12 protein-coding genes and 1 pseudogene are annotated in these 13114 nt (G+C 72.2%); 10 read left to right on the top strand and 3 right to left on the bottom strand.

The window, feature by feature from the left end:
• Positions 1 to 182 precede the first annotated feature (182 nt).
• The gene (locus C6376_RS03695) at positions 183 to 2300 is read right to left on the bottom strand and encodes a prolyl oligopeptidase family serine peptidase (RefSeq protein ID WP_107442073.1); all 2118 of its coding nucleotides are present in this window, start codon (positions 2298 to 2300) and stop codon (positions 183 to 185) included.
• A gap of 178 nt (positions 2301 to 2478) precedes the next feature.
• On the opposite strand from C6376_RS03695, the gene C6376_RS03690 reads away from it, so the two are divergent.
• The gene (locus tag C6376_RS03690) at positions 2479 to 2673 is read left to right on the top strand and encodes a hypothetical protein (RefSeq protein WP_057584374.1); all 195 of its coding nucleotides are present in this window, start codon (positions 2479 to 2481) and stop codon (positions 2671 to 2673) included.
• A gap of 30 nt (positions 2674 to 2703) precedes the next feature.
• Here the strand turns inward: C6376_RS03690 and C6376_RS03685 are convergent, their stop codons facing one another.
• On the bottom strand, positions 2704 to 2913 hold the full coding sequence (locus C6376_RS03685) for a DUF397 domain-containing protein (RefSeq protein WP_107442072.1): 210 nt from the start codon (positions 2911 to 2913) through the stop codon (positions 2704 to 2706).
• Positions 2910 to 3788: a helix-turn-helix transcriptional regulator gene (locus tag C6376_RS03680; protein ID WP_254075826.1), complete on the bottom strand. Its 879-nt coding sequence runs from the start codon at positions 3786 to 3788 to the stop codon at positions 2910 to 2912. The genes C6376_RS03685 and C6376_RS03680 overlap by 4 nt, the downstream gene beginning before the upstream one ends.
• 123 nt (positions 3789 to 3911) lie before the next feature.
• On the opposite strand from C6376_RS03680, the gene C6376_RS03675 reads away from it, so the two are divergent.
• The 9 genes and pseudogenes from C6376_RS03675 (at position 3912) to C6376_RS03630 (ending at position 12821) form a co-directional block, all read left to right on the top strand.
• Complete coding sequence (locus C6376_RS03675) at positions 3912 to 4391, top strand: ATP-binding protein (RefSeq protein WP_254076329.1); 480 nt, start codon at positions 3912 to 3914, stop codon at positions 4389 to 4391.
• 326 nt (positions 4392 to 4717) lie between these two features.
• Positions 4718 to 5050, top strand: a pseudogene (locus tag C6376_RS44980) (helix-turn-helix domain-containing protein); the annotation flags it as partial.
• A 281-nt stretch (positions 5051 to 5331) separates the two neighbouring features.
• Positions 5332 to 6216, top strand: coding sequence for an N-acetyl-1-D-myo-inositol-2-amino-2-deoxy-alpha-D-glucopyranoside deacetylase (gene mshB, locus C6376_RS03660; protein ID WP_107442068.1), 885 nt, complete (start codon positions 5332 to 5334; stop codon positions 6214 to 6216).
• Positions 6216 to 6626: a DUF6113 family protein gene (locus tag C6376_RS03655; RefSeq protein WP_107442067.1), complete on the top strand. Its 411-nt coding sequence runs from the start codon at positions 6216 to 6218 to the stop codon at positions 6624 to 6626. Before mshB ends, C6376_RS03655 begins: the two co-directional genes overlap by 1 nt.
• A gap of 153 nt (positions 6627 to 6779) precedes the next feature.
• Positions 6780 to 9239, top strand: a complete 2460-nt coding sequence (locus C6376_RS03650; protein WP_159083143.1) for a hypothetical protein — start codon at positions 6780 to 6782, stop codon at positions 9237 to 9239.
• A gap of 90 nt (positions 9240 to 9329) precedes the next feature.
• Positions 9330 to 10268, top strand: a complete 939-nt coding sequence (locus C6376_RS03645) for an ABC transporter ATP-binding protein (protein ID WP_107442065.1) — start codon at positions 9330 to 9332, stop codon at positions 10266 to 10268.
• The gene (locus tag C6376_RS03640; RefSeq protein ID WP_107442064.1) at positions 10265 to 11005 is read left to right on the top strand and encodes an ABC transporter permease; all 741 of its coding nucleotides are present in this window, start codon (positions 10265 to 10267) and stop codon (positions 11003 to 11005) included. Before C6376_RS03645 ends, C6376_RS03640 begins: the two co-directional genes overlap by 4 nt.
• A 5-nt stretch (positions 11006 to 11010) precedes the next feature.
• The gene (locus C6376_RS03635; RefSeq protein ID WP_107448757.1) at positions 11011 to 12210 is read left to right on the top strand and encodes a sensor histidine kinase; all 1200 of its coding nucleotides are present in this window, start codon (positions 11011 to 11013) and stop codon (positions 12208 to 12210) included.
• Positions 12207 to 12821, top strand: a complete 615-nt coding sequence (locus C6376_RS03630) for a response regulator transcription factor (RefSeq protein ID WP_107442063.1) — start codon at positions 12207 to 12209, stop codon at positions 12819 to 12821. The genes C6376_RS03635 and C6376_RS03630 overlap by 4 nt, the downstream gene beginning before the upstream one ends.
• The last annotated feature ends 293 nt before the right edge of the window (positions 12822 to 13114 follow it).

Below are 13114 nucleotides of genomic sequence, written 5' to 3'. Positions count from 1 at the left end.
ACGGACGCGTCAGGCTGAACAGCGTACGGCCGTGCGGGTGCCGTAAGCGGGCCGGGGCGCATGTCGTCCCGGCCCGTTGCCCCCTCTTTTGCGCCTGAACCGGCGCCGCTCTCGCGGACCTGGCTGAGGCTTCGTCGTGGTTCCTCAATCAATGGTTGCGCTGCTCCGTGGAGTGTTGCTGCTCAGGTGAGTCCGAGGGTACGGCGGAGGAAGTCCACCTGGAGCAGGAGCAGGTTCTCGGCGACCTGTTCCTGCGGGGTCATGTGGGTGACGCCCGACAGGGGGAGCACCTCGTGCGGGCGGCCGGCGGCGAGCAGGGCCGAGGACAGGCGCAGGGCGTGTGCGACGACCACGTTGTCGTCGGCCAGTCCGTGGACGATCATCAGCGGCCGGCGGGGTTCGGCGGGCTCGGCGAGCCCCTCGTCGGTGACCAGCGAGCTCTTCGCGTACGCCGTCGGCGATGTGGCCGGGTCGCCGAGGTAGCGCTCGGTGTAGTGGGTGTCGTAGAGCCGCCAGTCGGTCACCGGGGCGCCGGCGATTCCCGCGTGGAAGACGTCGGGGCGGCGCAGCACCGCGAGGGCGGCGAGCCAGCCGCCGAACGACCAGCCGCGGATCGCGACCCGGGAGAGGTCGAGAGGATGACTCTTCGCCAGATCCTCCAGCGCCTCGATCTGGTCGTCGAGGGCGACCGTGAAGTCGTGGTGGACGGCCTTCTCCCAGCCGGGCGAGCGGCCGGGTGTGCCCCGGCCGTCGGCGACGATCACCGCGAAGCCCTGGTCGGCGAACCACTGCGAAGTGAGGTGCGCGTTGTGCGCGGCCACCACCCGCTGGCCGTGCGGACCGCCGTAGGGGTCCATGAGCACGGGCAGAGGGGCGTCGCCGCGGTGGTTCGCAGGCATCAGCACGGCGCACGGAATGCGCCGTGCGCCCCCTTCGACGAGCTTCACGCGGGTCGACAGTCCCGGATCCGCCGCACAGGACCCGACGGACGTGACGGGCTTCCCGTCCCGCAGTACCCGTGCCACGGTGCCCGGCCGGTCCAGGACCGCCGACGTCAGCACGGTCACGTTCCCGGCGCGGACCGCCCCGTGCACTCCGGGCTCCTGGGAGAGGCGCTCGACGCCGAGCTCGTTCACCCGGTAGACGTGCACCTCGCCGACCTCGGGCGCCGCCGCGCCCGCTCCGGCGGACGCGGCGACCAGCACGTCGTCGGCCGTGACGTCCAGTACCGCCCGCACATGCAACTGGTCTCCGGTCAGCGGACGTTCGCCGACCGTGAGGACCCGCGCGCCGCCCTCGTCGGCGATCCTGACCAGCTGCCCCGAAGGGCTCCAACAGGGCACCCCAGGGAACAGTTCCAGCCAAATCCGATCTTCGTCGGCATGCACCATCCGGGTCGCTCCGGAGTCGGTGTCCACCGCCAGGAACAGCTGACTTCGCTGGTCGCGCGCCTGTACGAGCAGCAGCGGCGCCCCCGCCCCTGACCAGTGCACTCGCGCCAGATACGGATAGCGCGCACGATCCCAGACGACTTCCGTGCGCACCCCGTCGAGACCGAACACGAACAGCCGTACGTCAGCGTTGGCCGTCCCAGCAGCCGGATAGTGTACGTGGCGTGGGTCACGTTTCGGCTGAGCCGGATCGGAGATCCACCACCGCTCCACGGGCGTGTCGTCCACCCGGGCGACCAGCAGTCGGTCCGACTCCGGAGCCCACCAGAACCCGCGCGAGCGGGCCATCTCCTCGGCCGCGATGAACTCGGCCAATCCGTAGGAAACCGGGTCCGATTCCGGTTCCGCCACCGCCCGGTCGTCCTCGCCCTCCGCGCCGACCACCCGCAGAGCGCCCCCGGCGACATAGGCGACGAGTCGCCCGTCGGGGGACGGACGGGGGTCGATCACCGGTCCGGCGACCGGCAGCTCGGTGGCCGTACCGGCCCTCAGCTCGGCCGTGAAAAGCCGCCCTGACAAGGTGAAAGACGCCAGCTCCACGGCAGCGTCCGTGGCGTAGCCGACGATGCCCGCACCGGCCTCGCGGCTGCGTTCACGGCGAGCCCGCTCCTCGGTCGAGAGGTCCTCCGAAGCCCCGCCGAGGAGGGCGCGCGGGTCCGCGGCCAGGCGCTCCGTGCCGTCCGCCGGGTCGAGGACCCAGAGCGCGCCCGCCCGGTCCGTGCCGGAGCCGGAGCGCAGGAACACCACGCGGGAGCCGTCGGGAGCCACCGTGAACGAACGCGGCGCGCCGAGGGTGAAACGCTGGGTGCGGGCGTGCCGGCGGGGGAAGGAGTCGGACTCGGTCGTCATCCCCCGACCATATTGGCCATGCGACCCCCTTGTGCGGCTGTGCGCCGAGAGATGCGCGCCCACACGTAGTTATGATCACTAGCGCTGAGTGGGTATGAACCTGCTGGCAGTCGTATGGATTTACGTGTTACCTCGCTCTGTTTCCCCACGTTTCCCGGGTCCTTGGAGGTGAGCCGCCGTGGCACTCTCGATTTCGGCGGTGGTGCTGCTGGCGATCGTCGTCTTCTTGTTGATCAAGAAGTCGGGACTGAAGGGCGGTCACGCTGTCGTCTGCATCCTGCTCGGCTTCTATCTGGCCTCCTCGACGATCGCTCCCACCATCAGCGATCTGACGACGAGCGTGGCGAGCATGATCGGCAGCATCAAGTTCTGACGGAGGCCGAGGGTGAGCGCGGGTGGTCCGTCAGCCTTCGGACGCGTACGGCACGAAGTCGGCCCAGGCCTGCGGCGAGAGCAGCAGGCGCGGGCCGGCGGTGTGCTTGGAGTCGCGGACGTGGACGGTGCCGGGGCTCGTGGCGATCTCGACGCAGGAGTCGCCCTCGGTGCCGTCGCTGTAACTGCTCTTGAACCACGTCAGCTCGCAGTGGTCTCCGGTGGGGCGCTTGCGGATCATGTCTCTCCCAGCAGCTGCTCGATGAAGGCGAGTGACTCCCCGGGCGTCAGGGCCTCGGCCCGGATGGTGCTGTAGCGCAGTTCCAGGATCCGGAGTTCCTTCGGCTCCGTCGTCGGGCGGCCGTTGAACGCCCCGTCGGAGCGCCCGACGGCCGTGCCGTCTGCGAACTTCAGCAACTCGATCTTGCCATCCACTCCGGGGTGAGCGCCGCTCTCCGTCGGCATGACCTGGAACGTCACATTGCGCAACCGCGCGACCCCCAGCAAATGTTCGAGCTGTCGGCGTCGCACCATTGTGCCTCCGATGCGACGACGCAGGGCCGCCTCTTCCTGGACGAAGCTCAGCGCGGGAACGGGTGACTTGTCGAAGACCGCCTTCCGTGCCATGCGGGCGGCAACCAGGCGTTCCACTTCTTCCTCCGAGTAGGGCGGTTGCCTGGCCTCGAACAGGGCCCGCGCATGCTCCGGCGTCTGCAACAGCCCATGGAGGCTGAGGCCGACGTACACCCCGAGTTCGACGGCCTGCGCTTCCAGCTTGGCGATCTCGCGGACGTTCTTCGGGTAGCGGACCTTCTTCACGTCCTCCTTCATGGCCGAGAGCAGCCCGCCCGCGTCCAGCACCTTGTCGGCCTTGTCCAGGTACTCGGGGCGGGGGATCCGCTTGCCGCTCTCGATCTTGTAGACGAGGTCCTCGCCGTACCCGACCGCCAGCCCGAAGTCGGCCGCGCGCATCCCCACGGCCTCTCGCCGCAGCTTCAGCTGCCGCCCCACGGTCTCCACGACGGCGATGCCCCAGTCGTCGTCCGGGTCCACCTCCCAGCCGGGTTCGTCCGCCTCCTCCTTGAGCTGGACCGGCTTGCCGTTCAACTGCGTCATTCGCACCCCTCCGTCACCAGAACCGACAGTCCCGACACGACCGGACAAAGCCCGGACAGTCACCGTACGCAACGGCTCCATCACTGTTCACGGTATGCGTGACTGGCCACTCTGAGTCACGTGATTCAGGAATCCGTCTCCTTCGGGACCCGACCTCCCGGTCAGCACTTCCGCAACTTCAGCGTGCGGTTGTCCCCGACGCCCCGCGGAGCGCGCCTCGCCCGCCTGCTCACCGTCGAGCAACTGCGCTGCTGGGGAATGCCGGTGGACCCGGCCGGCCAGATCGTCGCCGAACTCGCGGCGAACGCGGTGACCCACGGTCGCGTACCGGGCCGGGACTTCAGGCTCTCGCTCTACGTCATCGCGCGCACGCTGCGCATCGAGGTGACCGACACGGCGGGGGACCGCCCGCCCCGGCCGCCGCATCCCGGCTCCGGCTCCGGCCCGGGCGTCGGCACCGAATCCGAGTCGGGCCGTGGGCTGCTCCTGGTCGAGGCGCTCGCCGACCGGTGGGGCTGGGCTCCCGAGTTGCGCCCGCGCAAGACGGTCTGGGCCGAACTCGTACTCCCGCCGGACGACGTTCAGGGTCGCCGCATCTCCTGACCGCCGCAAGCCCCGGACGAGGCGACGTGCGTCCGTCACCGGAACCCGGATTCCCGCGTTTCGGGGCACGTGGCGCTCTTTCCAAAGGACCACGACCGCGGAAAAGAACCCGACCAAGCCCCACCCCTCCCGCCCGTCGAGCAAACTCACTCCCGCGAGTGAATATGCCCAACTCGACTGGATTCGGTACGGGTTGCCTGCCTTACGCTCAGCGCAACGCGGCACAGAGCCACAGCCCTGCGCCACCACCGCAGACATGCGACGGCCCCCGCCGGGACGGCAATCCCAGTGCGAGGGCCTGACCACCGAGGAAGTAGGGCTTCCCGATGGATACCGAAAACCCTAGCGCGCCCTCATGCGCCGAGTCCCGTAACGCGGGTAAAAACCACCCCCGCGCGGGCGGACTCACCCACGACAACGCCCAGCACACCACCCGCTTCACCGTGATCGGCAACCACCTCGCCCAGCACCGGGAGCTGTCGCTCCTGGCGATCGGCCTTGGCGTGCACATCCAGTCGCTGCCCAAGGGCGCCCGTGTCGACATCAAGTCCCTCACCGCACGCTTCCCCGAGGGCGCCACGCGCATCGCCGCAGCCCTGCGCGAACTGGAGGCCCACGGCTACCTGCGCCGCGAACGCTCCCGCATCCCCGGCGGCAGGACCTTTCCTTCTGCAAGTCATCCATCTCCGAGGAGATCCGCGACGAGGGCCGTGCTCAGCGAGGTGCCGAGGACATCCTTCTCGTTCTGGAGACCCGTGGCCTCGACGTCACCGACCACGTGCGCGAGCGCATCACCGGTTGCGACGACCCCGATCTCCTGCGGGACTGGCTCACCCGGGCCGTCACCGCGTCGTCCGCGGAAGCGATCTTCGCCGAGCAGGAGTGACGGACCGGCGGGGAGGTGGCGGGGGAGGACGGGGCGCCTCGTAGGGTTGGCCCCATGACGGAACTGCCCTCCCGGCGTCTGTTGCTGGTGCACGCGCACCCGGACGACGAGTCGATCAACAACGGCGCGACCATGGCCAGGTACGCGGCCGAGGGCGCCCACGTGACCCTGGTCACCTGCACGCTCGGTGAACGCGGCGAGGTCATCCCGCCGGAGCTGCGGCATCTGACCGGCGCCGCGCTGGGCGAGCACCGCAGGGGGGAGCTCGCGGCGGCCATGGCCGAGCTCGGCGTGCACGACGTCCGTCTGCTGGGCGGCCCCGGCCGCTACGGCGACTCCGGGATGATGGGCCTCGCCGACAACGACGACCCGGCCTGCTTCTGGCAGGCCGACGTCGACGACGCGGCCGCGCCCCTCGTCGAGGTGATCCTCGAGGTGCGCCCCCAGGTCCTCGTCACGTACGACGCGGACGGCGGCTACGGCCACCCCGACCACATCCAGGCCCACCGGGTCGCCATGCGCGCCGCCGAGCTGGCCGGGGCCGCCGGATGGCGCATCCCGAAGGTGTACTGGAACCGCGTCCCGCGCTCCGTCGCCGAGGCCGCCTTCGCGAAGCTCGGGGAGGAGCTGCCGGCCCTCCCCTTCCCGAGCGGCGCCGCCGTGTCCGACGTGCCGGGTGTCGTGGACGACGACCGTGTCACCGCCGAGATCGGCGCGCACGCCGGACACGCCGCCGCCAAGGCCGCCGCGATGCGGGCGCACGCCACCCAGATCGCCGTCGCCCCGGGTGAGAGGTACTTCGCCCTCTCCAACGACCTCGCCCAGCCCCTCTTCACGACCGAGTACTACGAACTCGTCCGGGGCGAGGCGGCCGGGCGGGACGGGAACAGGGAGAACGACCTGTTCGCCGGAACGACCGACGCGGTGGAGGCGGCCTGATGTCCGACCGGGGTTCGATGCTCGCCCAGCCGCTGCGGATGCCGCCCGCCGGGCGGGCCGCCGCCTATGCCGGGCTGCTGCTGCTCGGCGCGCTCACCGGTCTCGCCGGAGCGCTCGTCCAGGCCGGCTGGTTCCCGGGTGGACTGCTCCTCGCGCTCCTGGGCGCCGCCGGGCTGTTCGTCGGCGGCGCGCGGGCCGTCGGCAGCCGTGCCGGGGCCGTCGCACCCGCCGCCGGCTGGATGATCTCGGTCATCCTCTCCACCGCCGGACGCCCGGAGGGTGACTTCCTGTTCGGCGCGGGCGGCGGCTCGTATCTGTTCCTGCTCGGCGGCATGGCCCTTGCTGTGATCTGCGCCACCCTTGGTGGAGGGCGGCAACCGGTCGGCGACGACGCCCGACTTGGCAAGTGACGTACCACTTCACCCCGGCGTGACCGTGCGAGTCCCGTGTGGGTCTTCCGGCGGTCGTGGGATACGGGCCAGAAGTGGCCAGTATGGTGGTGCGCGCCGCCGAGCAGCCCGTGAGGTCGTGGCGAGCGGCGGAGCCAACCTGGAGAACCTGCCTTGAGTCGTGAAACTGACAGTCCGTCCTCCGGGCCCAACGGGCGCGGCGGAGCCGCATACCCCTCGGGTACGCCGCCGTACGGCACCCCCGCGGTGTCCGACGGCGCTGCGGACGCGGGCCGTTCGGCCGCGCAGCCGGAGGAACGCAAGACCGAGACCACGCTGACCACCCGGATCCGCATCAACATCCCGGGATCGCGGCCCATTCCGCCGGTCGTCGTGCGCACACCCGTCGCCGACGCCGAGAGCGCGGGCGACGACAGCGGGCCGGGCGGCAGGGCCGACACCGGCGCCGACGCGCAGCAGACGGCCCCCACGGGTGCCGTCGGCCCGGCCTCGTCCGACACCGGCTCGTTCGAGCTGCCCGCCGACCCCGCGTCCGGCGCCGAGGACAAGACGAGCAACTGGTTCGCGCCACGCAAGTCCGCGCCGGGCAGGCCCGGTCAGGGCGGCGGCGGCACCAACGGAGCCGGTCTGCCGGGCGGTTCGGCCGCCGGGTCCGGCGCCTCCGCGAACGCCCCCGGCGCGGCGGGCCCGAACACCGGTACCGGTGCCGGCGCGCCCGGCGGCGCGCGGCCGGGCGCGGGACGTCCCGGCGGGGTGGTCGGCTCCATGAGCGTGCCGGGCGGCGCCCGTTCCGGCGGCACCAACGGCGCGGGGCTCTCCGGTGCGACCGGCGGCCCCGTCGCTCCGGGACACGGTGGCGGCACGGGCTCCTTCGACGTGACCGAGGCGCTGGCCGCCGGTCCGCTCGGCAACGGCCCGCGCACGGGCCAGGGCCGGACGCCGCGCCAGGGACAGCCCCAGGGCAAGGCACCGGGCCAGGGCCAGGGACCGCCTCAGGGCAAGGCACCGGGCCAACGCCAGGGCAACGGGCAGGGGCAGACCCAGGGGCCGGGGCAGACGCAGGGCGGCGCCGAGTCGCGCCGTGACGACCTGCCGTACTTCTCCGGCACCGACCAGAACGGTCTCCCGGCCCCGAACGGCGTGAACGGCGCCGGGCCCGGCGGCTCCTACGACTTCAACGGCCCCGACGGACCGGGCGGTCCCGACGGCCGGGGCGGCCCCCAGGGCGGCCCCGCGGGGCCGACGGGCGGCCCGGTCACCGGCGACGGCCCGATCGTGCCCCCGATGCACGCCGGCGCCCCCGGTGCGCCGTCCGGCCCCGGCATCCCCGGTGCGCCGTCCGGCCCCGGCGGACCGCGTTCCGCCGCCCCCGGCGTCGGAGTCGGCGCCGGAACCGGCCGGCTCCCCGGCGGCGGCCTGAGCGACGACACCGCGATCCTCACCCCGCAGAAGCCCGCCCCCGGCGGCTACGGCGGCCGTCCGGCCGACAACGTCTCCGGGCACACCGTCACCAGCGGCATCCCCGTCGTGCCCACCGGCGGCCAGGGCGGGCCGGGAGGCCCCTTCACGGGCGGCGGGCCCTCCGAGGGGCCGCTTCCGCACACCCCGCCCAAGGGTCTGGGGCAGGGCGCGCAGAGCACGTCCGCCGGCGACGCCAAGAAGAAAAAGAAGAAGGGCCGCAGCAAACTCCCTCTGCTGGGCGGCCTGGTGGTCGTGGCGGGCGTCGGCGTCTACGGCGCGGGCCTGCTGATGAACCACTCCGACGTGCCCAAGGGCACCACCGTGCTCGGCGTCGACATCGGCGGCGGCACCCGCGACGACGCCGTCAAGAAGCTCGACGAGGCGTTCGACAAGCGGGCCGCGCAGACGCTGAAGCTGTCCGTCGGCGGCGGCACCGTCACCCTCAAGCCGGACCAGGCGGGCCTGCAGTTCGACATGCAGGCCACCGTCGACGCCGCCGCGAAAAGCGACTACAACCCGGTCTCCGTGATCGGCTCGCTGTTCGGGCAGCACCGTGAGGTCGAGCCCGTGATGCCGGTGGACGAGGAGAAGCTCCAGGCGGCCCTGAAGACCGCCGCGGGCGGCTCCGGCTCGGCCCAGGACGGCACCATCAGGTTCACGTCGGGCAAGGCCGTCCCCGTCTACGGCAAGGCGGGCAAGGGCATCGACGCGGCGAAGGCCGGGTCGGCCGTGGTGGACGCCTACCGCAGCCAGGTGGAGACCGGCACCGCCGGCGCGGTCACGGTGCCGACGACCACCAGGCAGCCGACCGTCTCGAACGCCGAGGTCGACCGCATGATGAAGGCGTTCGCCGAACCGGCCATGTCCGGCAAGGTCACCGTGCGGACCGACGCGGTGCACTCCGTCCTGATGAGCCCGAAGAACTCCCTGTGGAAGTTCCTCGGCGTCAAGGCCATCGACGGCAAGCTGGTGGAGAGCTACGACAAGGCCGCGCTGAAGGAGCTCTACGGCGGCGCGTTCAACGGCGTGCTGATCACCCGCGGCACCGGCCAGAAGACGCCGGTCACCGTGGAGGACGTGATCAGCGCCCTGCGCCCGGCCCTGATCAGCAAGACGGACCGCGTCGGGATCATCGACACCGACCCCAGCTGACGCGAACGGGTGCCGCATGACATCTGTCATGCGGCACCCCGGACGTCCGACACTGCCGCCCGGTGGGCCGTCCCGGCGACGATTGCCGTCATGACGACGCAGACCGCACCGGTGGTCGGATTCGACCGGGTGACCAAGAGCTTCGGGGACGTGCGGGCCGTGGACGGCCTGACGCTCGACCTGCGGCCGGGGGAGACCGTGGCGCTCCTCGGCCCCAACGGCGCAGGCAAGTCCACCTCCCTCGACCTGCTGCTCGGCCTCAAACACCCCGACAGCGGCGCAGTCCGGCTCTTCGGCGCCACCCCGCGCGAGGCGATCGTCGCCGGGCGGGTCGGCGCGATGCTGCAGAGCGGCGGCCTGATGGACGAGGTGACGGTCGCCGAACTGGTCGGCCTCGCCTGCCGGCTGCACCCGAAGCCCTACCGGCCCGCCGACGTGCTGGCCCGCGCCGGCGTCGCCCAGATCGCCGACCGCAAGGTCGACAAGCTCTCCGGCGGCCAGGCCCAGCGCGTGCGGTTCGCCCTCGCCACCGCCGGCGACAGCGACCTCATCGTCCTGGACGAGCCCACCACCGGAATGGACGTCACCACCCGGCAGGCGTTCTGGGCCACCATGCGCGAACAGGCGGACCAGGGCCGCACGGTCCTGTTCGCCACCCACTACCTCGAAGAGGCCGACGCCATCGCCGACCGGGTGCTGGTCCTGCACCGGGGCCGGCTGCTCGCCGACGGCACGGCGGCCGAGATCAAGGCGAAGGCCGGCGCCCGCCGCATCGCCTTCGACCTGGAGGGCGAGATCGACGAGGCCGCACTGCGCGCCCTGCCGTTCCTCACCTCCCTGACCGTGTCCCACCGCGGCTCCGCCGCCGGGTCCGGCCGCACCGTCCGCATCCAGTCCGCCGACGCCGACGCCACCGTCCACGCGGTGTACGGCCTCGGCCTCTACCCGCACAACCTCGAAGTCGCAGGGCTCGGCCTGGAACAGGCCTTCGTCGCCCTCACCACCGCCGAGGAGGCGAAGACCCGGTGAACGGCCTGATCAAGCTGGAACTCACCCGCGCCCTGCGCAACCGCAAGTTCCTGTTCTTCTCGGTGATCTACCCCTCCGTGCTGTTCCTGCTGATCGCGGGCAGCTCCGACAGCAAGGAGAAGATCGACGGCACCGGCCTCACGCTGCCGACGTACATGATGGTCTCGATGGCCTCCTTCGGGGCCCTCACGGCCGTCCTGATGGGCAACAGCGAGCGCATCGCCAAGGAACGGCAGAGCGGCTGGGTGCGGCAGCTGCGGCTGACCACCCTCCCGGGCCGCGGCTACGTCCTCGCCAAGACCGCGAGCGCCGCCGTGGTCAGCCTGCCCTCCATCGTCGTCGTCTTCGCCGTCGCCGCGGTCGTCAAGGACGTACGGCTGGACGCCTGGCAGTGGGCCGCGCTCACCGGCGCGATCTGGGCCGGCAGCCTCGTCTTCGCCGCCCTGGGCGTGGCCATCGGCTACCTCGCGACCGGGGACGCCGTCCGCCCCATCACGATGATCACCTACTTCGGCCTGTCCATCCTCGGCGGTCTGTGGATGCCCACGACGACCTTCCCGGGCTGGCTTCAGGACATCGCCAGGTGGGTGCCCACGCACGCGTACGCTGCCCTGGGACAGGCGATCGAACAGAGCCGCGCCCCGCATGCCGAGGACATCGTGATCCTGGCCGTCTTCTTCGCCCTGTTCACGGGCGGCGCGGCCTGGCTGTACCGGAAGGACACCCTGAAGGCGTGAGCGCCATGACGGACGACCCGCGGCGCCGGGACGACCTGGAGGACAGCCGGATCCTGCCGGGCCGGCCCGCCCGCAACCGGCGGGAACTGTGGCGGCGCAAGCTGCTCTGGATCGGGGTCTGGCTGGTCTTCCTCAGCTCGCCCGTGCACGACCTGGTCTCGGAGAAGCACACCACCGCCGGCACTGCGGCCGGCTGGCTCGGACTCGCGGTGTTCGTCGCGCTGTACCTGTCGCTGCTGTTCCGGAACATGGGGGACACGCCGTACCCCACGAAGGCCGTCGGCGCCCTCATCGGCTCCATGGCCGTGCTGGCCACCGTCCTCTCCCTGACCCTCGGCTCCGCCTGGCTCGGCCTGTACTGCTACGTCTCCGTCGCCTGCGGAAGCGTCCTGCCGATGCGGCAGGCGCTCTGGACGATCCCGGGCACGGGAGCCGTGCTCCTCCTGGTCGGGCTGCGCACCGACGAGGAGGAGGCCCTGAACCTGCTCCTGCTCGTCCTGCTCATCGGGTTCGCGATGACGGGCGTGAGCCAACTCGTCCGCACCACGATCGAGTTGCGCAAGGCGCGGGCGACGGTCGCCCAACTGGCCGCGAACGAGGAGCGGCTGCGCCTGGCGAGGGACCTGCACGACCTGCTGGGACACTCGCTGTCCCTCATCACGCTCAAGAGCGAGCTGGCCGGCCGGATGCTCCCCGACCACCCCGACAAGGCGGCCCGGCAGGTCGCCGACATCGAACAGGTCAGCCGGCAGGCCCTGGTCGACGTCCGCGAGGCGGTCACCGGATACCGCCGCCCCCGGCTGGCCGCCGAACTCGCCGGCGCCCAGGTCGCGTTGACGGCGGCCGGCATCATCGCCGGACTGCCCGCAGAACCGGAGCTGGACGGCGTCCCCGAGGACAGCGAGGCCGCCCTCGCCTGGGCGCTGCGCGAGGCGATCACCAACGTCGTCCGGCACAGCGGCGCGGCCCGCTGCACGGTGGACGTCGTGCGCCGCCAGACCCTCGACGGCCCCGTCCTCGAACTCTCCGTCGAGGACGACGGTTCCGGCGGCTCCGGCAAGGGCCCCGGCAACGGCCTGACCGGCCTGACGGAGCGTCTGGAGAAGGCGGGCGGCGTGCTGGAGGCGGAGCGCCTCAAGCGCGGCTTCCGCCTGGTCGCCCGGGTCCCGGCCGGCGACGTGCCGGACGTAGGATCCCGCTCATGAGTGGCACGATCAAGGTTCTGCTGGCGGAGGACCAGTCGATGGTCCGCGAGGCCCTGGCGGCCCTGCTCGGCCTCGAGGACGACATCGAGGTGGTCGCCCAGGTGGCGCGCGGCGACGAGGTCCTCGCCGCCGCCCGCGCCCACGACGTCGACGTCGCCCTCCTCGACATCGAGATGCCGGGTGCGACGGGCATCGAAGCGGCCGCACAACTCCACGCGGAGCTGCCGGGGTTGAAGCTGGTCGTGCTGACGACCTTCGGCCGCCCCGGCTATCTGCGCAGTGCCATGGAGGCCGGCGCCGACGCCTTCCTCGTCAAGGACGCGCCCGCGGCGCAACTCGCGGAGGCGGTGCGCAGGGTGCTGGCGGGCGAGCGGGTCATCGACCCCACGCTGGCCGCAGCGGCCCTGGCGGGCGGCGCCAACCCGCTCACCGACCGGGAACGGGAGGTCCTGCGGGCGGCGGCCGACGGCTCGACGAACGCAGAACTGGCGGTGGCCCTGCACCTGTCCCAGGGAACGGTCCGCAACTACCTGTCGACGGCGATACAGAAACTGGCGGTGCGCAACCGTGCGGAGGCGGTGCGGATCGCGCGGGAGAAGGGCTGGCTGTGACCAGCGGCCCGCACGGCCGAGGCAGCGCCGTCCCACCCGGCCCCTGACACCGCCCCGACGCACACCCCGGACACGACCGGTCCCGCGCGCTCCCCGCAGTCGACAGCCGCCCGCGCTCGCCCGGACGGGACCGCGTTCCGCGCTCGCCCGGAGGGGATCGCGTTCCGCGCTCGCCCGGAGGGGACGGCGGCCGGGGCGTGCCATGAACGCGACCGGGTCCACGCCTCCCCGTACTCGGCTGTGGGCCGCGCGCTCCCCGGACCGGGCTGTGGGCCGCGCGCTCCCCGGACGCG

The organism is Streptomyces sp. P3 (genome assembly GCF_003032475.1).
Classification (GTDB): domain Bacteria; phylum Actinomycetota; class Actinomycetes; order Streptomycetales; family Streptomycetaceae; genus Streptomyces.
This window is presented reverse-complemented; position numbering and strand designations above follow the sequence as displayed.

Coding starts and splice junctions, on each gene's coding strand:
- C6376_RS03655 (WP_107442067.1), top strand. CDS start 6,216: ATGTCCGACCGGGGTTCGATGCTCGCCCAGCCGCTGCGGATGCCGCCC.
- C6376_RS03635 (WP_107448757.1), top strand. CDS start 11,011: ATGACGGACGACCCGCGGCGCCGGGACGACCTGGAGGACAGCCGGATC.
- mshB (WP_107442068.1), top strand. CDS start 5,332: ATGACGGAACTGCCCTCCCGGCGTCTGTTGCTGGTGCACGCGCACCCG.
- C6376_RS03680 (WP_254075826.1), bottom strand. CDS start 3,788: ATGACGCAGTTGAACGGCAAGCCGGTCCAGCTCAAGGAGGAGGCGGAC.
- C6376_RS03695 (WP_107442073.1), bottom strand. CDS start 2,300: ATGACGACCGAGTCCGACTCCTTCCCCCGCCGGCACGCCCGCACCCAG.
- C6376_RS03630 (WP_107442063.1), top strand. CDS start 12,207: ATGAGTGGCACGATCAAGGTTCTGCTGGCGGAGGACCAGTCGATGGTC.
- C6376_RS03685 (WP_107442072.1), bottom strand. CDS start 2,913: ATGATCCGCAAGCGCCCCACCGGAGACCACTGCGAGCTGACGTGGTTC.
- C6376_RS03645 (WP_107442065.1), top strand. CDS start 9,330: ATGACGACGCAGACCGCACCGGTGGTCGGATTCGACCGGGTGACCAAG.